Source organism: Streptomyces sp. NPDC002911, from assembly GCF_053591835.1.
In genome coordinates this window covers 501,983-523,305 of record NZ_JBSFUO010000002.1, presented here as the reverse complement: position 1 = coordinate 523,305, position 21,323 = coordinate 501,983, and the positions used below count along the sequence as shown (strand labels likewise).

24 protein-coding genes are annotated in these 21,323 nt (G+C 69.6%); 17 read left to right on the top strand and 7 right to left on the bottom strand.

Annotated features, from left to right (window positions below; all coding sequences use genetic code 11):
• Positions 1-2 precede the first annotated feature (2 nt).
• On the bottom strand, positions 3-479 hold the full coding sequence (locus ACWD04_RS05290; RefSeq protein WP_451128294.1) for an SsgA family sporulation/cell division regulator: 477 nt from the start codon (positions 477-479) through the stop codon (positions 3-5).
• 217 nt (positions 480-696) lie between these two features.
• Here ACWD04_RS05290 and ACWD04_RS05285 point away from each other — a divergent pair, with 217 nt between their 5' ends.
• From ACWD04_RS05285 to ACWD04_RS05275, 3 genes are all read left to right on the top strand, one after another.
• Entirely contained in the window at positions 697-2,247 is a 1,551-nt protein-coding gene (locus ACWD04_RS05285) for an RDD family protein (protein ID WP_451128292.1), read from the top strand.
• Positions 2,248-2,344: 97 nt separating this feature from the next.
• On the top strand, positions 2,345-3,145 hold the full coding sequence (locus tag ACWD04_RS05280) for a GNAT family N-acetyltransferase (protein ID WP_451128290.1): 801 nt from the start codon (positions 2,345-2,347) through the stop codon (positions 3,143-3,145).
• Between the two features lie 189 nt (positions 3,146-3,334).
• Positions 3,335-3,988, top strand: a complete 654-nt coding sequence (locus tag ACWD04_RS05275) for an RDD family protein (RefSeq protein ID WP_451128288.1) — start codon at positions 3,335-3,337, stop codon at positions 3,986-3,988.
• Between the two features lie 11 nt (positions 3,989-3,999).
• Here ACWD04_RS05275 and ACWD04_RS05270 read toward each other — a convergent pair whose 3' ends face one another.
• The gene (locus ACWD04_RS05270; protein ID WP_451128286.1) at positions 4,000-4,305 is read right to left on the bottom strand and encodes a hypothetical protein; all 306 of its coding nucleotides are present in this window, start codon (positions 4,303-4,305) and stop codon (positions 4,000-4,002) included.
• Positions 4,306-4,685: 380 nt separating this feature from the next.
• Between ACWD04_RS05270 and ACWD04_RS05265 the strand changes: the two genes are divergently transcribed.
• Positions 4,686-7,085 carry an immune inhibitor A domain-containing protein gene (locus ACWD04_RS05265; protein WP_451128284.1) on the top strand — a complete coding sequence of 800 codons (2,400 nt, stop codon included), beginning with the start codon at positions 4,686-4,688 and terminating at the stop codon, positions 7,083-7,085.
• A 121-nt stretch (positions 7,086-7,206) separates the two neighbouring features.
• On the top strand, positions 7,207-7,551 hold the full coding sequence (locus tag ACWD04_RS05260) for a hypothetical protein (RefSeq protein ID WP_451128282.1): 345 nt from the start codon (positions 7,207-7,209) through the stop codon (positions 7,549-7,551).
• A 40-nt stretch (positions 7,552-7,591) separates the two neighbouring features.
• Here the strand turns inward: ACWD04_RS05260 and ACWD04_RS05255 are convergent, their stop codons facing one another.
• A complete protein-coding gene (locus ACWD04_RS05255) occupies positions 7,592-8,176 on the bottom strand; it encodes an isochorismatase family protein (RefSeq protein WP_451128280.1) in 585 nt (194 codons plus the stop codon).
• A 157-nt stretch (positions 8,177-8,333) separates the two neighbouring features.
• Positions 8,334-9,662 carry a nicotinate phosphoribosyltransferase gene (locus ACWD04_RS05250; RefSeq protein WP_451128278.1) on the bottom strand — a complete coding sequence of 443 codons (1,329 nt, stop codon included), beginning with the start codon at positions 9,660-9,662 and terminating at the stop codon, positions 8,334-8,336.
• Positions 9,663-9,750: 88 nt separating this feature from the next.
• On the opposite strand from ACWD04_RS05250, the gene clpS reads away from it, so the two are divergent.
• From clpS to ACWD04_RS05215, 7 genes are all read left to right on the top strand, one after another.
• The gene (gene clpS / locus ACWD04_RS05245; RefSeq protein WP_031100168.1) at positions 9,751-10,059 is read left to right on the top strand and encodes an ATP-dependent Clp protease adapter ClpS; all 309 of its coding nucleotides are present in this window, start codon (positions 9,751-9,753) and stop codon (positions 10,057-10,059) included.
• 41 nt (positions 10,060-10,100) lie between these two features.
• Positions 10,101-10,688, top strand: a complete 588-nt coding sequence (locus ACWD04_RS05240; protein ID WP_451128275.1) for a DUF2017 domain-containing protein — start codon at positions 10,101-10,103, stop codon at positions 10,686-10,688.
• Between the two features lie 313 nt (positions 10,689-11,001).
• The gene (locus ACWD04_RS05235) at positions 11,002-12,432 is read left to right on the top strand and encodes an amino acid permease (protein ID WP_451128273.1); all 1,431 of its coding nucleotides are present in this window, start codon (positions 11,002-11,004) and stop codon (positions 12,430-12,432) included.
• A gap of 113 nt (positions 12,433-12,545) precedes the next feature.
• A complete protein-coding gene (locus tag ACWD04_RS05230; RefSeq protein ID WP_451128271.1) occupies positions 12,546-12,980 on the top strand; it encodes a Mov34/MPN/PAD-1 family protein in 435 nt (144 codons plus the stop codon).
• Positions 12,981-13,100: 120 nt separating this feature from the next.
• A complete protein-coding gene (locus tag ACWD04_RS05225; protein WP_359464731.1) occupies positions 13,101-13,214 on the top strand; it encodes a putative leader peptide in 114 nt (37 codons plus the stop codon).
• A 110-nt stretch (positions 13,215-13,324) separates the two neighbouring features.
• Positions 13,325-13,603 carry a MoaD/ThiS family protein gene (locus ACWD04_RS05220; RefSeq protein ID WP_451128269.1) on the top strand — a complete coding sequence of 93 codons (279 nt, stop codon included), beginning with the start codon at positions 13,325-13,327 and terminating at the stop codon, positions 13,601-13,603.
• On the top strand, positions 13,603-14,553 hold the full coding sequence (locus tag ACWD04_RS05215; RefSeq protein WP_451128267.1) for a PLP-dependent cysteine synthase family protein: 951 nt from the start codon (positions 13,603-13,605) through the stop codon (positions 14,551-14,553). Before ACWD04_RS05220 ends, ACWD04_RS05215 begins: the two co-directional genes overlap by 1 nt.
• 60 nt (positions 14,554-14,613) lie before the next feature.
• Here ACWD04_RS05215 and ACWD04_RS05210 read toward each other — a convergent pair whose 3' ends face one another.
• Complete coding sequence (locus ACWD04_RS05210; RefSeq protein WP_451128265.1) at positions 14,614-15,084, bottom strand: type II toxin-antitoxin system PemK/MazF family toxin; 471 nt, start codon at positions 15,082-15,084, stop codon at positions 14,614-14,616.
• 172 nt (positions 15,085-15,256) lie between these two features.
• Here ACWD04_RS05210 and ACWD04_RS05205 point away from each other — a divergent pair, with 172 nt between their 5' ends.
• Positions 15,257-16,009 carry an MBL fold metallo-hydrolase gene (locus ACWD04_RS05205; RefSeq protein ID WP_451128263.1) on the top strand — a complete coding sequence of 251 codons (753 nt, stop codon included), beginning with the start codon at positions 15,257-15,259 and terminating at the stop codon, positions 16,007-16,009.
• A gap of 81 nt (positions 16,010-16,090) precedes the next feature.
• Here the strand turns inward: ACWD04_RS05205 and ACWD04_RS05200 are convergent, their stop codons facing one another.
• Positions 16,091-17,344 (bottom strand): PTS transporter subunit EIIC, encoded by a 1,254-nt coding sequence (locus tag ACWD04_RS05200; RefSeq protein ID WP_451128261.1) that lies wholly within the window; start codon positions 17,342-17,344, stop codon positions 16,091-16,093.
• A gap of 254 nt (positions 17,345-17,598) precedes the next feature.
• On the bottom strand, positions 17,599-18,858 hold the full coding sequence (locus tag ACWD04_RS05195) for a PTS transporter subunit EIIC (protein ID WP_451128259.1): 1,260 nt from the start codon (positions 18,856-18,858) through the stop codon (positions 17,599-17,601).
• 178 nt (positions 18,859-19,036) lie between these two features.
• Between ACWD04_RS05195 and ACWD04_RS05190 the strand changes: the two genes are divergently transcribed.
• From ACWD04_RS05190 to rdgB, 4 genes are all read left to right on the top strand, one after another.
• Complete coding sequence (locus tag ACWD04_RS05190) at positions 19,037-19,312, top strand: glucose PTS transporter subunit EIIB (RefSeq protein ID WP_451128401.1); 276 nt, start codon at positions 19,037-19,039, stop codon at positions 19,310-19,312.
• A gap of 148 nt (positions 19,313-19,460) precedes the next feature.
• A complete protein-coding gene (rph, locus tag ACWD04_RS05185) occupies positions 19,461-20,198 on the top strand; it encodes a ribonuclease PH (protein ID WP_451128257.1) in 738 nt (245 codons plus the stop codon).
• 102 nt (positions 20,199-20,300) lie between these two features.
• Positions 20,301-20,687 (top strand): hypothetical protein, encoded by a 387-nt coding sequence (locus ACWD04_RS05180; protein WP_451128255.1) that lies wholly within the window; start codon positions 20,301-20,303, stop codon positions 20,685-20,687.
• A gap of 21 nt (positions 20,688-20,708) precedes the next feature.
• Positions 20,709-21,311 carry an RdgB/HAM1 family non-canonical purine NTP pyrophosphatase gene (gene rdgB, locus ACWD04_RS05175; RefSeq protein ID WP_451128253.1) on the top strand — a complete coding sequence of 201 codons (603 nt, stop codon included), beginning with the start codon at positions 20,709-20,711 and terminating at the stop codon, positions 21,309-21,311.
• Positions 21,312-21,323: the final 12 nt, after the last annotated feature.

The following is a 21,323-nucleotide window of genomic DNA, read 5'->3' as shown; positions in this document are numbered from 1 at the left end:
GCTCAGGCCTCGCCGTCCTGCGGCTCGTCCTGCGACCAGGGGTCGCTCAGCCACAGGTCGTCGGCCGGCAGCGGGGTGAGCAGCTCGGCGAGGGCCCCGTCCAGTCCGAGCAGGGCGCCCTCGGTCCCCGGCGGTACCACCCGCAGGGTGCGCTCCGCCCAGGCGGACACGGCGGCCGACGGCATCTCCAGAAGGGCGTTGCCGTCGGGTGACGTGAGCGCGACGCAGATGAGGGCCCGGCCCTCGGCCTTGGTGGGCCAGAGCCGTACGTCCCCGTGCCCGCACGGCCGGAACACCGCCTCCACCAGCAGCTCACGGGCGAACGTCCAGTGCACGGGCGCCTCGGAGCCGATGTGGAACGTGATGTGCACGGCGTACGGGTCGTCGGTGAAGTAGGACAGCCGGGCGGGTACGGGGACGGACCGCTCGGGCGACAGGACCAGCTTCACTTCCAGCTCGCGTTCCACGGCGTTCTGCATGAGGGTGCACGACCTTCCGATGCTCGTAGGGGCCGGTCCTGTGACCGGTCCGCACAAGGAGAGAGCGCCCTCCCGGACGTCTATGACGCGACTTCCCAGGAGAACTTCCCGGGACTTTGAAAGTGGTCCGAACGGCAGGACCGGTACGGGGCTGCTCGGCTGTCTGATAGATGTGGACCCTTGTATTGAGGCCTCGAAGAGATACGGGACCACGGTGATGAGCGCCCCAACCCCGGCACCCGGTGATGAAAGCCCCCGCGAGGGGTACTACCCCGACCCGTCCATTCCCGGATACGTCCGGTACTGGAACGGGGCTTCGTGGGTCCCCGGCACGAGCCGGCCCGCGCCCCCGCAGGGGACGACGACACCCACGACACCACCCGCCCCGGCGGCCGACGCGGCCCCTCCCCGGCCGGCCCCGGTGGACGAGACCGGGCCGATGTACCTCGACGAGGCGGGCGGGGCCGACGGGACGGACACGGCGGCCGGCCGGGACGGTGGAGCGGGCGGCGGTGAGGTGGACGTGGCCCCCGGCCGGCCCAGGCCGGCGACCGCCTGGCAGGCCGACACCTCGCGGCAGACCGGCTTCGGCGGCGAACGCGACGACCGAGTCTCCTGGGGTGGCCCGGACCCGCGTACCCCCGGAGCCGAAGCACCGTCCGCGACACCGCCGGCCGCTTCCGCCCCGGCGGACCTCGCGCCCGCCGAGCAGGCGCCCGCCGATCCGCGGCGCCCCGACGCCCCGGACCCGGCGCGCGGTGCCCTGCCCGTGATGCGGGACGGCAACGACGAGGTGACCGACGGCACCGTCGCCATCCGCGTCGACCGGCCCGGGAGCGGCAGCAACCGCCCGCCGGCCGACGGTACGGTCACGATCCGCGCGGTGGGCCCCGGTGCCGCCTCCCGCCCGCCGCGCCCACGCGAGGCAGGGCCCGCCCCCGCCGACGGCACGATGGCGATCCGCGCCGTGCCGCCCGCCACCCCGCAGCCCCTGGCTCCCGCCCCGTCGCCCACCCCGCCGCAGGCACAGCCCTCAGGGCTGGTCACACCTGTGACACCGGGCCCCGGCGGCGGGTCCGCGGGCTGGCCGCACCAGGCCCACCAGCTCGCCCAGCCCGAGCGGACGGCCCACCCGCAGCAGCCCCGGCCCCAGCAGCAGCCCCGGCCCCAGCAGCAGAGCCCGGTGCCCGCGCAGCACGGCGTCGGACCCGAGCAGCAGCAGCCCGTCGTGCCCTGGAAGCCACCGGTGGACGACCCCTTCCAGCAGCTCGCCCGCTCCCAGGCCTCCGCCAGGCCCGCCGGGCTCGGCAAGCGGCTGGCCGCCCGGCTCCTCGACACGGTCGTCCTCGGCGCGTTCGTCGGCGCGATCGGTTTCCCGCTGGTCACGCAGGCGACGGATCACATCGACCAGAAGATCGAAGCGGCGAAGACCTCCGGTGAGACGGTCACCGTCTGGCTCCTGGACGCCACCACGGCCGGACTGTTCGGCGGGGTGATCGCCGCCTTCCTGATTCTCGGCTTCGTCCTGGAGGCCGTGCCCACCGCCAAGTGGGGTCGCACGCTGGGCAAGAAGCTGTGCGGTCTCGAGGTGCGGGACATCGAGTCCCACGACGCACCGAGCCTGGGCGCCGCACTGCGCCGCTGGCTGGTGTACGGGGTGCTGGGCCTGGTCGTCGTCGGTGTGCTCAACGTCCTCTGGTGCCTCATCGACCGCCCGTGGCGCCAGTGCTGGCACGACAAGGCGGCACGCACCTTCGTCGCGGGCTGACGGGTTTCGCGCGCCAGGAGCCGACCGCTCCCGCCGGGTGAGCGCCCCGCGCTCGGACCGGCAGTTTCCCCCGGTACTACGCCCATAAGGAGCCCTGGTGCAGGATCTCGCGGATGCGATCGAGTCGATGGAGCAACTTGTCGTGGGCTGGCGAGAGATGGTGCTCGACCGGGACGCGGCCGCGGATGTGCGCGACCTTCCGGGCATCGCCGTCCGGTGGGCCGACTCCCGGTTCGCCTTCTGGAACTGCGTCACCCTGACCGACGTCGGCGCGGACCCGCAGCTCGTGCGGCAACGGCTGGGCCAGGTGGCGGACATCATGCGCGCCAAGGAACGGCCGGGGTTCCTGTGGGTCTTCGAGGACCTCCTCACCGAGGAGGCGCGCGCGGCACTCGGGACGGCAGCCGAGCAGGCGGGCCTCGAACACGCCTTTCCCGGCACCGGTATGGCCGGAGACCTGCTGCCTCTCCCCGAACCGGCCCACCCCGACCTGACGTTCGTACGTGTGACCACCGACGAACACCTGCGGGCATACGCCGACCTCAACTCCCACGCCTACGGCTTCCCCCTGGAGGACGGCCGCGACGGGCTCGTCGGCTCCGCGCTGTGGAAGGACCGGGTACACGCCTACCTGGGCATGCGGGACGGCGTGCCGGTGACGTGCGCGGCGACGGTGGAGGTGGTCGGCCGGCTCTTCGTCGTGCTCGTCGCCACGGCCCCGGCGTGGGAGCGCAAGGGCTACGGCGAAGCGGTGACGCGTAAGGCGCTGTACGAGGGGGGCCAGGTCACCGGCCTGACCCGTGCGACCCTGCACGCGACCGCCGCCGGCGCGCCCGTGTACCCACGCATCGGTTTCGAACCGAATTCCCCGATGGCCTTCTACGCCTTGAAGAGCTGATGCGGGGAGGAACAACGACGGGCCGGGAGTTCTCCGAGCGGTAGGTCCCGCTGCCGGCCCCAGGCCATAGCCGGCTCCCACTGAGGGCTGCGGGCCGGACGCGGCTCGTACGCCCGTGTGCTGCCGCCCCCGTCCCCCGAAGGGACCTCAGCCGTTGCGGGCCTTCGTGGGCCGGGGTGCACTGCCCCCATGACCAACGAACCACCGCCTCCGTCGCCCGACGACCCTTTCTCGAAGCGGCCGCCGCAGGGGCCTCCGCCTCCCCACGGCGGTTCGCCCTACGGCAGCGGGCCGCCCCCGCCCCCGCCCCCGCACGACCCGTACGGTGGCGGGGGTCCCTATGGCGGCGCGGATCCGCTGGCGGGCATGCCGCCGCTCGCCGAACCGGGCAAGCGCATCCTGGCGCGGCTGATCGACTTCCTCATCATCTCGATCCCGCTGTATCTGATCTCGCTGCCTTTCGGCGGGCCGGTCGACGTCTCGTCGGACGACGGCAACGACGATTTCGGCAACGCCATCGGCAACACCTACTCCGGTCACCAGCTGGTGTGGTCGCTGATCGGCCTGGTGGTCTACGTCGGCTACGACACGTACTTCACCCACAAGGACGGCCGGACGCTCGGCAAGCGGCTGCTGAAGATGCGCGTCGCGATGCTCAACGACGGCTCGGTCCCCGATACGAGCTCCTCGCTGATGCGGGCCGTGGTGCTCTGGCTCCCGGCGCTGCTGTGCTGCCCCTGTCTGTGGTGGCTCATCAACATCGTGCTGATGTTCACGGACAAGCCCTACCGGCAGGGGCTGCAGGACAAGGCAGGAAAGACCGTGGTCGTCAGCGTCCCGTGAGTGGCGGGTGGTCAGCGGCGCAGCGAGTGCTCGCCGACGCGTGCCCGCTGAGCGGCGGCGATCTCGATGTTCTCTATCGTGCGGTGCGTACGGGCGGCGGTGGGCGGTGGCGTCACCATCCGGGCCGTCTGCTGACGGGTCGGCTTCGTACGGGCCGGCAGGGCCAGGGCCACCAGCAGGCCGAGCGCCAGTGCCGCGGTGCCGACGGCGGCGACACCGATGCCCGGTTCCGTGCGGAACAGCAGCAGCATGGCGAGGGCGGAGACGACGACGGTGGCCGAACCGTAGGAGAACTGTGCGGCAGTGGGACGCGGCATGGCGGTATCCGTCCTCGGGGTGTCGGACAGGGAAGTCTTTCGACGCGTTCGCACGGTCGATCGACTCTATGTCGGTGGATGCCCGTGAGGAACGGGTAGTAAGCGTGAGCTAACCCACGGTACCGGTGCACAGGGGGCGCACGGAGTCACGCTGTTGCCGGCATGAGTGGTCGGCGCGCCGGTTGCCGGCCCGGCCGGCCGGAGCCTTGTTCGGATACCGGAAGAGGACTTCCACATAATGCACTTGGTGTGCGCAAGTCAAGACCTGTCTTTTCTCTCATAACTCCGATCGAATGTCGTCACTTGTGACGCGTTGAAAGCGCGCGGCCCCGAATTCATCCCCTGGCCGCGGACGCGAACGCCGGGGAGGACTGCATCAAGTGACCACTCAGAGACGGGCGCTACGCGCCACCGCCGTAGCCGTGTGCCTGGCCGCCACCGCCGCGTCGGCATCAGCCTTCGCCACGGCGCAGGCGGACGACAGGACGCCGGAAGCGGGCGCATCCATCGTGGACCGGCGCGATCCCGCGCCGGCCAAGGCGCACGAGCACGATCTGGAAGGGCCTTTCAGTAAGGAGCAGGACGCACAGCGTCAGGCCGCGCTGCAGCAGGTCCTGTCCGGTGACAAGAAGGTGACCGCCAAAAGCGGTTCCAAGGTCGTCAAGCTCGGCAGGAGCAAGTACGTCGAGCTCGGCCGCGAGAAGACCGACAAGATCTTCACCATTCTCGTGGAGTTCGGCGATCAGGTCGACGACACCACGATGTTCGACCCCGACGGCGACGGCCCGAAGCCGCCCGTCGAGAAGTACGGCGGCACACCCGGCCCGCTGCACAACGAGATAGCCGAGCCCGACCCGGCGAAGGACAACAGCACCGCCTGGCAGGCCGACTACGACCAGGCCCACTTCCAGGACCTCTACTTCGGTGAGGGCAAGGGCAAGGACTCGCTGAAGACGTACTACGAGAAGACGTCCTCCGGGCGCTACTCCGTCGACGGCGAGGTCTCGGACTGGGTGAAGCTCCCCTACAACGAGGCCCGTTACGGCTCCAACTACTGCGGCTCGACCAACTGCGCCAACGTCTGGGACACCGTCCGCGACGGCGTGAACGCCTGGGTCACCGACCAGAAAACCAAGGGCCGCACCCTGGACCAGATCAAGGCCGACCTCTCGCAGTACGACGAGTGGGACCGTTACGACTTCGACGGTGACGGCGACTTCAACGAGCCCGACGGCTACATCGACCACTTCCAGCTGGTCCACGCCGGCGAGGACGAGTCGGCGGGCGGCGGCGCTCAGGGCACCGACGCCCTCTGGGCGCACCGCTGGTACGCGTACGGCACCAACGCGGGCGCGACCGGTCCGGAGGGCAACAAGGCCGGTGGCGCCGAGATCGGCGATACGGGCATCTGGGTCGGCGACTACACCGCGCAGCCCGAGAACGGCGGCCTGGGCGTCTTCGCCCATGAGTACGCGCACGACCTCGGCCTCCCGGACCTGTACGACACCTCCGGCGGCGGCGAGAACTCCGTCGGCTTCTGGTCCCTGATGTCGGCGGGCTCCTGGCTCGGCACCGGCGACGGGGAGATAGGCAACCTCCCCGGCGACATGACCGCCTGGGACAAGCTCCAGCTGGGCTGGCTCGACTACGACACGGCCAAGGCCGCCACCAGTTCGACCCACAAGCTGGGTGTCGCGGAGTACAACACCAAGAACAAGCAGGCGCTCGTCGTCGAGCTGCCCGAGAAGGCCGTCACCACCACGGTCACGAAGCCCGCCGAGGGCTCGAAGCAGTGGTGGAGCGACATGGGTGACGACTTGGCGAACACCCTCACCCGTTCGGTCGACCTCACCGGCAGAACGTCCGCCTCGCTGGACCTCTCCGGCTGGTACGACATCGAGGCCGACTACGACTACCTCTACACCGAGGTGTCGGAGAACGGCGGTACCAGCTGGACCGCGATCGACGGTACGGCCGACGGCCGGGCCATCCCGCGTGACGCCGGCGACAAGCCGGCCCTGACGGACGTCTCCGGCGCGTACAAGAAGCTCTCCTTCCCGCTGGACGCCTACGCGGGCAAGAAGGTCGACGTCCGCTTCCGCTACCAGACGGACGGCGGCGCGGGCGGCAGGGGCTTCGCGGCCGACGCCATCACCGTCACCGCCGACGGGGCCGCGCTCTTCACGGACGACGCCGAGGGCGACGACAACGGCTGGACGGCCAAGGGCTTCTCGCGGATCGGTGAGTCGTTCACCCACGACTACCCGCAGTACTACATCGCCGAGAACCGCCAGTACGTCTCGTACGACAGGACCCTCGAGGTCGGCCCGTACAACTTCGGCTTCTCCACCACCCGCCCGGACTGGGTCGAGCACTACGCCTACCAGAACGGTCTGATGGTGTGGCTCTGGGACACCTCCCAGAAGGACAACAACACCTCCGTCCACCCCGGGCAGGGCCTGATCCTGCCGGTGGACTCGCACGCGAAGCCGCTGACGTGGGCGGACGGCTCGCTCCTGCGCAACAAGATCCAGCCCTTCGACGCACCGTTCAGCTGGTACCCGAACAAGGGCTTCACGCTGCACAACGCGGACGAGCCGCTGAAGATCAAGCCGTCGCTGGGTGTCCCGGTCTTCGACGACCGCAAGGGGACGTACTGGTACGAGGAGAACCCGACCGGAAGCGTCGATGTCACTGACACCAACACCCGGATCTCCCTCGTGAACGAGCCGCTCAGCGGCTCGACGATCACCGTGAAGGTCGGCCCCTCGACCAAGTAGCCGGTGAACCCGCAGGTCGAAGCATGATCGGCCGTCGCCCTCTGGCGGGCGGCGGCCGATCGTGTTTAGGTGCGTCCCACCGGACCTTATTGACACGAAGTCTTACGGGGGAGCGCGAAGCATGGCAGGCGGAGGTTTCTGCAGGTTGCCCACCGGCACCGTGGTGGTGGCACTGACTCTGAACGGTCCGCTCGGCGGATCCGGCCCCAAAGCGCCGGTACGGGTGCTGGTGCACGCGGCGAACCGGGCGCGCGCCCTGACCAGGCTGCGCAACCTCGGACTGCGCGCCGTCTACCTCAGGGGCAACGCGCAGCCGCCCACCCCGGACGAGATCACGGCGGTCCTGCACCATCCGGACGGGCTGCTCTGGCGTACGGCGGCCCAGACCGGCCAGGAGCTCTGGCACCCGATACGGGCGCTGCTGAGGTCCTCCGGCTACGAGGGACCGGCCCGCCCGGCGGCCTGAGCGCCCGGGAGGGGTGGACAGCCGAACCCGGGCGGCCGGGTCAGACCGCCGGCTTGCCCGACAGCTGCACGCCGGCGGTCCGCAGCTCCGCCAGGGCCCGCTCCGTGGTTCCCTCGGCGACGCCGGCGGTCAGGTCCAGCAGGACGTGCGTGGTGAAGCCCTCCCGGGCGGCGTCCAGGGCGGTGGCCCGCACACAGTGGTCCGTGGCGATGCCGACGACGTCGACCGCGGTGACGGACCGCTCCCGCAGCCACTGGGCGAGCCCGGTGCCGTTCTCGTCGACGCCCTCGAAGCCGCTGTACGCCGCGGCGTACGCCCCCTTGTCGAAGACTGTGTCGATCGCGCCGGAGGCCACGGCAGGGGCGAAATTGGGGTGGAAGCCCACGCCCTCCGTACCGGCGACGCAGTGCGGCGGCCAGGAGTGCTCGAAGTCGGGTGCCTCGGAGAAGTGGTCACCCGGGTCGACGTGGTGGTCACGGGTGGCCACGACGTGGCGGTAGCCCGGCTGGGCCTCACCGATCAGGTCGGTGATGGCGGCGGCGACATCGGCGCCGCCCGCCACCGCGAGGCTGCCGCCCTCGCAGAAGTCGTTCTGAACGTCAACGACGATCAAGGCGCGATGCATGGGGGTTGTCCTTCGGTGGGGGTTCGGCGGGTGACGCGGAGGCGGACGGTGGGGACACTGTTCAGCCTAGAGACTGGACGTACCCGGCGGGAGGGCGCGCACACGTCGGCTCTCCCTCCGACACGCCCGATCGGGCGGGACCGGTTCCGGCGCCGTCTCACGCGTACTCCGTGGGCAGCACCGGCTCCCCCCGGGACAGCTGCATCGCCGACATGGGCAGTCCGGCCCGCGCCGCGACGTGGCGCTCCCGCGCGGCCTCCAGCGGCTCCCGGCCGACCACCTCGCCGCCCCTGACCAGCCGCACCTGCATCTGCCGGTCCGCCAGCTCCGCCGGGACGTCACCGGTGCCGATCACCTCGGCCTCGGCCACCCCGGCCTCGTCCAGCCGGCGTGCCGCCCACTTGCGGCCGCCCCTCGACGACTTCGCGCCCAGCGACTTCTTCACCACCGGCAGCAGCGGATCGGCCGGATCGGCGGACCGTGCGCGTGCCACCAGCTTGTAGACCATGGAGCACGTCGGGTGCCCGCTCCCGGTGACCAGCTGCGTGCCCACCCCGTAGGTGTCGACCGGCGCGGCGGCCAGCGAGGCGATGGCGTACTCGTCGAGGTCGGAGGTCACCACGATCTTCGTCTCCGTGGCCCCCAGCTCGTCCAGCTGCTGCCGGACCCGGTGCGCGACGAGCAGCAGGTCGCCCGAGTCGATGCGCACGGCGCCGAGCTCCGGTCCCGCGATCTCCACCGCCGTACGGACGGCCTCGGTCACGTCGTACGTGTCGACCAGCAGCGAGGTCCCCCGGCCCAGTGAGTCGACCTGCGCCCGGAAGGCGTCCCGCTCGCTGTCGTGCAGGAGGGTGAAGGCGTGCGCGCTCGTCCCGACGGTCGGGATGTTGTACCGGAAGCCGGCCGCCAGGTCCGAGGTGCTGTGGAAGCCGCCGATGTACGCGGAGCGGGCCGACGCCACCGCCGACAGCTCGTGTGTGCGCCGCGCGCCCATCTCGATCAGCCGGCGGCCCTGCGCGGCGGACGACATCCGGGACGCGGCGGCGGCGATCGCCGAGTCGTGGTTCAGGATCGACAGGATCACGGTCTCCAGCAGTACGCACTCGGCGAAGGAGCCCTCGACCCGCAGGAGCGGCGAGCCCGGGAAGTACACCTCGCCCTCCGGGTAGCCCCAGATGTCGCCGCCGAACCGGTAGTCGGCCAGCCAGTCGACGGTGGGCCCGTCCACGAGGTGCTGGTCACGGAGGAAGGTGAGCATCTCGTCGTCGAAGTGGAAGTTCTCCACCGCGTCCAGCACCCGCCCGATGCCGGCGACGACGCCGTAGCGCCGCCCCTCCGGCAGGCGGCGGGTGAAGGCCTCGAAGACGGAGCGCCGGTCCGCGGTGCCGGCCTTCAGTGCGGCCTGCACCATCGTGAGCTCGTACTGGTCGGTGAAGAGCGCCGTCGACGGGACACCGACCCGTCGCCCAAGGTCCGCTGAGTTCATGTCGGCGATGCTACCCCCTATTCGTCAAAGTGACGAGATGTGGCCTCCGTTTATGCGCTGGACCCTTCCTGGTGGCAGCATGGGGTAGGTGAGCGTTGCTGCCCCCGTAGAGATCGAACGTCCCGAATCGGCCGAGGAGACCTTCGCCGTCCCTGAGCCCGATGTCCCCTGGGTGACGCTGGTGCACAACGACCCGGTCAACCTCATGAGCTATGTGACGTATGTCTTCCAGGCCTACTTCGGCTACTCCAAGGACAAGGCGCACAAGCTGATGCTCGACGTCCATCAGAAGGGCCGCGCGGTCGTCTCCAGCGGCAGCCGCGAGGAGATGGAGCGCGACGTCCAGGCCATGCACGGCTACGGGCTCTGGGCGACCCTGACCCAGGACCGCAACTGACCCTCCGCTGCCCCTCCGTCCGACCCACCATCGGAGAATTCATGGCCGGCCACTTCGAGGCCACCCCAGGCGGCGGCGCGGCCGTCGCGCTCGACGAGGTCGAGATCGAGATCCTGCGCTCCCTCGCCGTCCAGCTGCTCGAGCTGATCGGGCCCGGCGACGAACCCGCCGCCGACGAGGATCCGCTCGCCGCCCTCTTCGCCGAAGGGCCCAGTGAGCCGCCCTCCGATCCTGCCCTGGCCCGGCTCTTCCCCGAGGCGTACGGGAACGGGGACAAGGAGCTGCGCGAGGCGTCCGCCGAATTCCGCCGCTTCACCGAGAACGACCTGCGCACCCGCAAGCGCGAGGACGCCCTCGCCGTCGTACGGACGCTGGACGCGCTCTCACCCGTGGCGGACAGCGGTGCGGTGCTCAGCCTCACCTCGGGCGAGTGCCACAGCTGGCTGGGGTCCCTCAACGACCTCCGGCTCACTATCGGCACCCGCCTGGAGGTGTCCGACGAGGACGAGGGGACGGGCGGTTCGCTCTACCGTCTCCCCGACAGTGATCCGCGCAAGCCGATGGTGATGGCCTACCTCTGGCTCGGCGCACTGCAGGAAACACTCGTCGAGGCACTGATGCCCGACTGAGATCCGGTCGGCCCGGTGTATTCGCTCAACGGATGCTCAAATCCGAATAACGATCCTGTCACCTGAATGGCCTTCTTTGCAGTGCCTGGAAACCCTTGTCCGCTTTTTCCTGTGGTGTGCGCCACATAATGGCCGTCGGTCTCACCCGGCGCCCGTGATAAATCTTCCACGACCGCCCGGGGATGCCACCCCTGTCCCCGGGGGCGCTGACAGCCGGCCGAACGCCGGCGGCACTCCATCCATATCCGGGGGGATCGGGACCTGATCCGACGCCGACGACGGCGCGGATCGGCGTGGAGAAAGGCGCACCACCATGACATCGGCGCAGCTCGACAAGGGGCAGGAGGACGGCCCGGAGGCCGTCGACGCCCCGGCGGGTGAGGGCTACCAGCGTGGCCTGGGAGCCCGTCAGATCCAGATGATCGCCATCGGCGGAGCCATCGGCACGGGGCTCTTCCTCGGCGCCGGCAAAGCCATCGACAGAGCCGGACCCAGCCTCATCCTGGCGTACGCCATCGCGGGCCTGGTCATCTTCTTCATCATGCGTGCCCTGGGCGAACTGCTCATGTACCGCCCGGTGTCCGGCTCCTTCTCGGAGTACGCACGCGAATTCCTCGGCCCTTTCTTCGGATTCGTCACCGGCTGGACGTACTGGCTCTTCTGGGTCGTCACCGGGATCACCGAAGTCACCGCCGCCGCCACCTACATGACGTACTGGTGGGATATTCCGCAATGGCTGTCCGCGCTGGTGTTCACCGTCATTCTGTACGGCGCCAACCTGATCTCGGTGAAGCTCTTCGGTGAGCTCGAGTTCTGGTTCTCCATGGTCAAGGTCACCGCGATCATCGGCATGATCCTCATCTGTGCGGGAGTGCTCACGATCGGCTTCTCCGACGCCGGTGACACCGCGACCGTCGCCAACCTGTGGAATGACGGCGGCTTCTTCCCCGAAGGCATCGGCGGCACGCTGATGACCCTCCAGTTCGTCATGTTCGCGTTCCTCGCCGTCGAGCTGGTCGGCGTCACCGCCGGCGAGTCCAAGGACCCGAAGACCGTCCTGCCCAAGGCCATCAACACCGTGCCGTGGCGCATCGCCGTCTTCTACGTCGGCGCGCTGATCATGATCCTTTCGGTCGTCCCGTGGAGCACCTTCAAGCCCGGCGTCTCGCCGTTCGTCGCCGCGTTCGAAGAGATGGGCCTCGGCATCGGCGCCGCGATCGTCAACTTCGTCGTGCTCACGGCCGCGCTCTCCTCCTGCAACTCCGGCATGTACTCCACCGGGCGCATGCTGCGGGACCTCGCGCTCAACGGGCAGGGGCCCAAGGCCTTCACCGCGCTGACGAGGAACGGACTCCCGCTGGCCGGCACCACGTTCTCCGCCGCGCTGATGCTCGTCGGCGTCTGGATCAACTACCAGTGGCCGGGCGAGGCGTTCAACTACGTCGTCTCCTTCGCGACCATCTCCGGCATGTGGGCCTGGATCATGATCCTGATCTGCCAGATCCGCTTCCGCGCCAAGGCCGACCGCGGCGAACTGCCCCAGTCCACCTTCAAGGCACCCGGGGCGCCCTTCAGCAGCTGGTTCGCCCTGGCGTTCATCGGCCTCGTCATCGTCATGATGGCCATCGACAAGGACGCGAGGATCTCGCTGTACTGCGCACCGGTATGGGGTCTGATCCTCGGCGTCTCCTACCTGGTGCTCAAGGCTCGCAACCCCGACAACACCGCCTTCGCCAAGCGCTGACCCGCGCCACGGCGCCTCCGGGACACCGGCCGCCCCAACGGCCCTGTCCCGCATCCGGGCCCTCCCGTACCACTCTTCGGTACGGGAGGGCCCGGATGCTTATCCTGGGCGCCATGCTGACCATCACCCAGGCGCTCTACGACCAGATCGTCGCGCACTCCCGCGCGGACCACCCCGACGAGGCGTGCGGCGTGGTCGCCGGCCCGGCCGGCACGGGCCGCGCCGAACGCTTCGTCCCCATGCTCAACGCCGCGCGCTCGCCGACGTTCTACGAGTTCGACTCCGCGGACTTGCTGAAGCTCTACCGCGACATGGACGACCGCGACGAGGAGCCGGTGATCATCTACCACTCCCACACCGCGACCGAGGCGTACCCCTCCCGCACCGACCTCACCTACGCCAACGAGCCCGGCGCCCACTACGTGCTGGTCTCCACCGCGGACACCGACGACGCGGGACCCTTCCAGTTCCGTTCGTACCGCATCGTGGACGGCGAGATCACCGAGGAAGACGTCGAGGTCGTCGAGGCCTACCCCACGGCCGCCTGACGCCCGGGAGCGGCTCCGGACGCACCGGACCCCACCCGAATGTCCACATGGCGAACGCCCAACATCCACGATGTGGGATCACACTCCGGATTCCGGGTGGGGAATCGATACGATGAGCGCATGGTTCCCCATGACGTGAGCGAAAAGACGCCGGGCATGCTGCTCGTGGCGCGGCTGCACGTCGACCTGTGCAGGCTGTCCAGCGCGATGTGTCCGGCTGTCGCCTGCCCGTGAACCGCACGGCCTGAGCCGCGGTCCGCGCGTCATCACGTACGCACCACCCCCGCGCCGGGGCGCGAACGCGCGCCCCCGCCACCTCCCCGCTTTCGACAGGAGCCCACGCCATGGCCATCGAGGTCCGCATCCCGACCATCCTCCGCACCTACACCGACGGCGCCAAGGCCGTCGAAGGCAACGGGGAGACCCTCGCCGACCTCCTCGTCGACCTGGAGAGCCGCCACAACGGCATCCGTGAGCGCATCGTCGACGGCGGCCAGCTGCGCCGCTTCGTGAACGTCTACCTCAACGACGAGGACGTCCGCTTCCTCGACGGCATCTCCACCAAGCTCACCGACGGGGACAACGTCACCATCCTCCCGGCCGTCGCCGGCGGCATGCGCTGATGCGGTACGACTCCCCGCTGGCGGCCGTGGGCAACACCCCCCTGGTCCGCCTTCCACGGCTGTCCCCGTCCGCGGACGTCCGCATCTGGGCCAAGCTGGAGGACCGCAACCCCACCGGCTCGATCAAGGACCGCCCCGCGCTCCACATGGTCGAGCAGGCGGAGAAGGACGGCCGTCTGACACCCGGCTGCACCATCCTCGAACCCACCAGCGGCAACACCGGCATCTCGCTCGCCATGGCGGCCAGGCTCAAGGGCTACCGCATCGTCTGCGTCATGCCGGAGAACACCTCGCAGGAGCGGCGCGACCTGCTCACCATGTGGGGCGCCGAGATCATCTCGTCCCCCGCCGCAGGCGGCTCCAACACCGCCGTGCGCGTGGCCAAGGAGCTCTCCGCCGAGCACCCCGACTGGGTCATGCTCTACCAGTACGGCAACCCGGACAACGCCGGCGCCCACTACGCCACCACCGGCCCGGAGATCCTCACCGACCTGCCCTCCATCACGCACTTCGTGGCAGGCCTGGGCACCACCGGCACCCTCATGGGCGTCGGCCGCTACCTCCGGGAGAACAAGCCCGGCATCAGCGTCGTCGCCGCCGAACCGCGCTACGACGACCTCGTCTACGGACTGCGCAACCTCGACGAGGGCTTCGTCCCCGAGCTCTACGACGCCTCCGTGCTCACCACCCGCTTCTCCGTCGGCTCCGCCGACGCCGTCACCCGCACCCGGGAGCTCCTCCAGCAGGAGGGCATCTTCGCGGGCGTCTCCACCGGCGCCGCACTCCACGCCGCCATCGGTGTCGGCCGCAAGGCCGTCAAGGCGGGCGAGTCCGCGGACATCGTCTTCGTCGTCGCGGACGGCGGCTGGAAGTACCTGTCGACGGGCGTCTACACCGCACCCACGACAGAAGCCGCCATCGAAACCCTGCACGGCCAGCTCTGGGCCTGACGGGCCTTCAGCCGGGAGGCGCGGAGCGGGAGAACATCCCGCCCCGCGCCTCCCGCGCGTTCACCTCGGCCCGCGCACCCGTCGCCACAACCCCGTGTCGAGCTCGCCCGCCTTCCGGCGGAACCCCGACACCGCGACCTCCCGCACCTCGTCCGTCTCCAGGAAACTCCGGCGGCCCCGCGCGTCCCCCACCGCGCCCGACGGCAGCGCGATCACCCCAGGCCGATCCTCATGACGCCTGCTGGTGATCTTGGCGACGACCGCCGTACCGCCCCGCACCGACAGCACGAGACACGGCCGGTCCTTGGACCCCGGCCCGTCCTCGTACGGCACATCCGCCCACCAGATCTCCCCCGGCCTGGGCTCCCCATGCTGCCGCCCCCTCTTCCGCTCCGGAGCGCGCCCCGGCGGACGCGCCCGCCCGCCCGGCCGCCGCGGCCCGCGCCCGCCCCGGCCCCGCGCATCGGAGACCGTCGCCACGAGCGCCAACAGCACAACGGCGGCCAGAGCCACCCACCACCACGTGTTCATGTCCCGACCGTACCGGCGCCCGGCGACACCAGGCCTTCCATCGAACCGGTGACAGCACAGGTGAGTTCCCCCACAACGGCAGGCCGCGGAGGAGCGACCAGGGGTTTCGCGCCTTACGCTCGACGGACCGCACGAACCCTCCCCGTTCCCATGTCTCGGAGGTTCACGCTCCATGAAGCTCACCGTCGTCGGCTGCTCCGGCTCGTTCCCGTCCGCGGGTTCGGCATGCTCGAGCTACCTCGTAGAGGCCGACGGCTTCCGGCTGCTCCTCGACATGGGCAACGGCGCCCTGGGCGAGCTGCAGCGCCATGTAGGTCTCTACGACCTCGACGCCATCTTCCTCAGTCACCTTCATGCCGATCACTGCATCGACATGTGCGCGTACTTCGTCGTCCGCTACTACCGCTTCGACGGCGGACGCCCCGCCTCGATCCCCGTGTACGGCCCCGAAGGCACCGAGCGGCGGCTCACCACGGCCCACGCCGACACCCCGTCCGACCACGCGATGGGCGAGGTCTTCGACTTCCACACGCTGAAGTCCGGCTCCTTCGAGATCGGCCCCTTCTCGGTCCGCACGGAGAAGCTCTGCCACCCCGTCGACACCTTCGGCATCAGGGTCGAGCACAACGGGCGCGCCCTCACGTACTCCGGCGACACGGGCACCTGCGAGGCGCTGGCAGAACTCGCCGAAGGCACCGATCTGTTCCTCTGCGAAGCATCGTTCATCCATGGCAAGGAGGACATTCCGGGCCTCCATCTCAACGGCCGCGAAGCAGGCGAGTACGCCGCACGCGCCGCAGCGGGACGCCTCGTCCTCACCCACATCCCGCCGTGGACGGACGCCGAACGCAACCTCGCCGACGCACGCGAGGTGTACGAAGGCCCGGTCGAGCTCGCCGTCCCCGGCGCGGTCTACGTGGTCTAGGGCCCCGGTCACGCACAAGCCCCACCTCCCGCGCGGGAGGTGGGGCTCGTGCGTGAGGCTGCGTCGTACGTTGCCCAGGGCTTACGCCTTGGTGAGGTCCTCGACCTCTTCCTCGGGCTCCCGGCCCGGGGTGGTGAGGTTGAACTTCGCGATGGCGAAGCGGAAGACCACGTAGTAGATCGCCGCGAAGACCAGACCGATCGGGATGATCATCCAGGGCTTGGTGGCCAGGTTCCAGTTCAGGAAGTAGTCGATCGCCCCGGCCGAGAAGGTGAAGCCGTGGTGCACACCCAGGGCCCAGGTCAGGGCCATCGAGATGGCCGTGAGCACCGCGTGGATCGCGTACAGCACCGGTGCGATGAACATGAACGCGAACTCGATCGGCTCCGTGATACCCGTGACGAACGAGGTGAGCGCCAGCGACATCATCATGCCGAGGACGGCCTTGCGGCGCTCCGGCCGGGCGGCGTGGGCGATGGCCAGAGCGGCGGCCGGCAGGGCGAACATCATGATCGGGAAGAAGCCCGACATGAACTGACCGGCGGTCGGGTCACCGTGGAAGAAGCGGTTCAGGTCGCCGTGCCAGAGGGCGCCGGCCGAGTCCTTGAAGCTGCCGATCTCCTGCCAGGCGACCGTGTTCACGAACTGGTGCATGCCGACCGGCAGCAGGGCGCGGTTGACCAGCCCGAAGATTCCGGCGCCGACGGCACCCAGGCCCGTCATCCACTCGCCGAAGTCGGTGATGACGTTGCCGATCGGCTCCCAGACCAGACCGAAGACGACGCCCATCGCCGTGCCGATGAAGGCCATGAGGATCGGGACGAGGCGGCGGCCGTTGAAGAAGCCGAGCCAGTCGACCAGCCTCGTGCGGTGGTACCGCTGCCAGACGACAGCCGAGATCAGGCCCATGATGATGCCGCCGAAGACCTTCGGGTCGTTGTAGGTCGCGGCTATGTCGGCCCCGGCCTGGACCTTGGCCTCGGTGACGGGGAACGCCTTGAGGACGTTCTGGTAGACGAGGAAGCCGACCAGGGCGGCGAGCGCCGTCGATCCGTCGGACTTCTTCGCGAAACCGATCGCGACGCCGATGCAGAAGAGCAGCGGCAGGTTGGCGAAGACGGCGTCACCGGCGGTCATGAAGACCGCGGCGACCCTGTCCCAGCCGAGTCCGTCCTTACCGAACACGTCGGCCTGGCCGAGGCGCAGCAGGATGCCCGCCGCAGGCAGCACGGCGATCGGCAGCTGCAGGCTGCGGCCGACCTTCTGCAAGCCCTGGAACACGCCGGAGCCCCGCTTCTTCGCGGGAGCCGCCGCCGCAGCGGTGTCCGTACTCATCAACTTCCTCCAGTAGGCAAGGCGCCGCCGGGGACAGGTGATCGGGGGGCGGCGACTCAGGAACGCGGCGGCAGAAACGGCCGCGTGGTCTGGACCACTCGAGTGGTGTAGACCAGTTTTAGCACGGTGAGGGTGGGATAAGGAACCTGCAATTGTCTCCCCGTTTTCGGCGTAGTCATGCCAGCACCCTGAGTGACACGGCGAAGGCCCCCGGACCATCAGGTCCGAGGGCCGCGCGAGGGCCGGAGAAGGCCCTACTTCGTCAGGTCCTCCTCAATCTTCTCCTCCTCCTCCCGGGGCTCGCGCCCGGGGGTCTGGAGATTGAACCTGGTGATCGCGAACCGGAAGATCACGTAGTAGACGACGGCGAAACACAGACCGATCGGAATGATCAGCCACGGTTTCGTATCCAGGTGCCAGTTGACGACGTAATCGATCAGCCCGGCCGAGAAGCTGAACCCCGCGTGCACGCCCAGCGCCCACGTCACCCCCATCGACACACCGGTCAGCACCGCGTGGACGCCGTACAGCAGCGGCGCGACGAACATGAACGAGAACTCCAGCGGCTCCGTCACACCCGTCACGAAGGACGTCAACGCCACGGACACCATCAGGCCCGCCACCTCCCTGCGCCGCTCCGGCCGCGCCGTGTGCGCGATGGCCAGGGCCGCGGCGGGCAGGCCGAACATCATGATGGGGAAGAACCCCGAGGTGAACTGCCCCGCCGAGGGGTCCTCCGCGAAGAAGCGGGAGATGTCACCCTGGACGGTCCTGCCGTCGGCGCCGGTGAACTCGCCCGCCTGGAACCAGAAGAACGTATTCAGGAACTGATGCATGCCGATCGGGATCAGCAGCCGGTTCGCGAAACCGAAGATGGCCGCGCCCCAGGCGCCGAGATCGATCAGCTGCTTGGAGAACCACGTCAGCGCGTCACCGACGGGCTGCCACAGCAGACCGAACAGCACGCCCAGGATCACGCAGAGGAACGCCATCAGGATCGGCACCAGGCGGCGCCCGTTGAAGAAGCCCAGCCAGTCGACCAGTTTCGTACGGTGGTAGCGCTGCCACACGACCGCGGTGAGCAGACCGATCAGGATGCCGCCCAGGACGCCCGGGTTCTGAGGCACGCCGTCGGGGAGCGCCTTCGTCACGGAACCGTCGACGGGGAACGCCGTCAGGACCCCCCGGTAGACGAGGAAGCCGACCACGGCGGCCAGCGCCGTCGAGCCGTCCGCCTTCTTGGCGAAGCCGATTGCGACGCCGATGCAGAACAGCAGAGGGAGCCCGACGGTGCCGTCCAGAATGGCGTTTCCGCCGCTGAGCAGGACCCTGGACGTCTTGTTCCAGAAGGCACCGTCCAGATACGAGTCGAAGAGGTTGCCGAGACTGACGAGAAGGCCCGCCGCAGGCAGGACGGCCACCGGCAGCTGCAGGCTCCGGCCGACCTTCTGCAGCCCCTGGACCGGCCCGTTCCACCACTTCCGCTGCGGTGCTGCCGCCGCGTCGGCGCTCATCGGCATCCTCCCGGAACACGCCAGGTCTGGCGGTCGTTTCAAACTGGTGTAGACCAGCTGCGATACGGTGCGGAGCCCCGCCGGACGGCGGGGCGCCGGTGATCGTCATCATTGGGTACTGCGCGGATACCCGCCCGTGAAGTTGGGCCAACCGTGCGTTACCGTGACGAACGGACCCATGGTGGGCCGCCCCGCGCACGCACAGACCAGGGAGAAGGACATGGCCAGCAAGGCTGAGAAGATCGTCGCCGGCCTCGGCGGTATCGAGAACATCGACGAGATCGAAGGCTGCATCACCCGCCTTCGCACCGAGGTCCACGACGCAAGCAAGGTCGACGAAGCCGCGCTCAAGGCTGCCGGGGCCCACGGCGTCGTCAAGATGGGCACCGCGATCCAGGTCGTCATCGGCACCGACGCCGACCCCATCGCCGCCGACATCGAAGACATGATGTGACCGCCTGATCCGGCCGGCCCCACCCAGGTCCGCACCGCAGGCCCCGCTCCCCGCCCCACCGGCCGGAGCGGGGCCTGCGGCGCGTCCACGGCCTACTGCACGGTCCACCCGAACGGACCCCGCCCCGCCAGCCGATAGGCTCGACGCCATGTCTCGCATCGACGGCCGCACCCCCGACCAGCTCCGCCCCGTCACCATCGAACGCGGATGGAGCAAGCACGCCGAAGGCTCCGTACTCATCTCCTTCGGCGACACCAGAGTCTTCTGCACCGCCTCCGTCACCGAAGGCGTCCCGCGCTGGCGCAAGGGCAGCGGCGAGGGCTGGGTCACCGCCGAATACTCCATGCTGCCCCGCTCCACCAACACCCGCGGCGACCGCGAATCCGTACGCGGCAAGATCGGCGGCCGCACCCACGAGATCAGCCGCCTCATCGGCCGCTCCCTGCGCGCAGTGATCGACTACAAAGCCCTCGGCGAGAACACCATCGTCCTCGACTGCGACGTCCTCCAAGCCGACGGAGGCACCCGCACCGCCGCCATCACCGGCGCCTACGTCGCCCTCGCCGACGCCGTCGCCTGGGCCCAGGGGAAGAAGATCATCAAGCACGGCCGCAAGCCCCTCACCGGCACCGTCGCCGCGATCAGCGTCGGCATCGTCGACGGCACGCCCCTCCTCGACCTCTGCTACGAGGAGGACGTCCGCGCCGACACCGACATGAACGTCGTCTGCACCGGCGACGGCCGCTTCGTCGAGGTCCAGGGCACCGCCGAGGCCGAACCCTTCGACCGCGACGAACTCAACGCCCTCCTCGACCTCGCCACCACCGGCTGCACCGACCTGGCCAAGCTCCAGGCAGAGGCACTCGCCCGTACACTCGGCGAGTAAAGAAGCAACCAAATACGCAGCACACAGCGTCGTAACGGGTACGGGCGCACGGGTCGAACCGTGCGTCCGTCCACGTATCCGCCCCCGGGGAGGGACCGCACCATGGCCTCGCGCCACCACCGCACCGCACTCGCCGTCACGGCCACTCTGCTGACCCTCACGGCCGCCGTCGGCTGCGCCGCCGTCGACAAGGCCATGGACTGCGTCCGGACCGCCGACGCCATCGCCACCAGCGTCGACAGCCTCCAGCAGGCCATATCCGACGCCTCCAACGACCCGACGCAGGCCTCGGAATCCCTGGACCAGATCGACAAGGAACTCAAGGACCTCGGCGACACCACGGACAACGCCGACCTCAACAAGGCCGTCGACGACCTCCAGACAGGCGTCACCAACGTCCGCGAGTCCATCGAGAAGGGCGACGCCACCCCCGACATCACCCCGGTCACCGACGCCGCCACCGAGATCGGCAAAGTCTGCACCCCGTGACCATGCGGCGATAATCGACGTATGACGCGCCTGATCCTCGCCACCCGCAACGCCGGGAAAATCACCGAACTCCACGCGATCCTCGCCGACGCGGGCCTGACTCACGACCTCGTCGGCGCGGACGCGTACCCGGACATCCCCGATGTCAAGGAAACCGGCGTCACCTTCGCCGAGAACGCCCTTCTCAAGGCCCACGCCCTGGCCCGGGCCACCGGTCACCCGGCGATCGCCGACGACAGCGGCCTCTGCGTCGACGTATTCGGCGGAGCCCCCGGCATCTTCTCGGCCCGCTGGGCCGGCGCCCACGGCAACGACAAGGCCAACCTGGACCTGCTCCTCGCCCAGCTCGGTGACATCTCCGACCCCCACCGTGGCGCCTACTTCGCCTGCGCCGCGGCCCTGGCCCTCCCCGACGGTACGGAACGCGTGGTCGAGGGCCGCCTCACGGGCACCCTGCGCCACACCCCGGCCGGCGGCTACGGCTTCGGCTACGACCCGATCCTCCAGCCGGACGGCGAGACCCGGACCTGCGCGGAGCTCACCCCTGCGGAGAAGAACGCGATCAGCCACCGCGGCAAGGCGTTCAGGGCGCTGGTTCCGGTGGTGCGGGAGCTGGTGGGCTGACGTGGGCGGCAA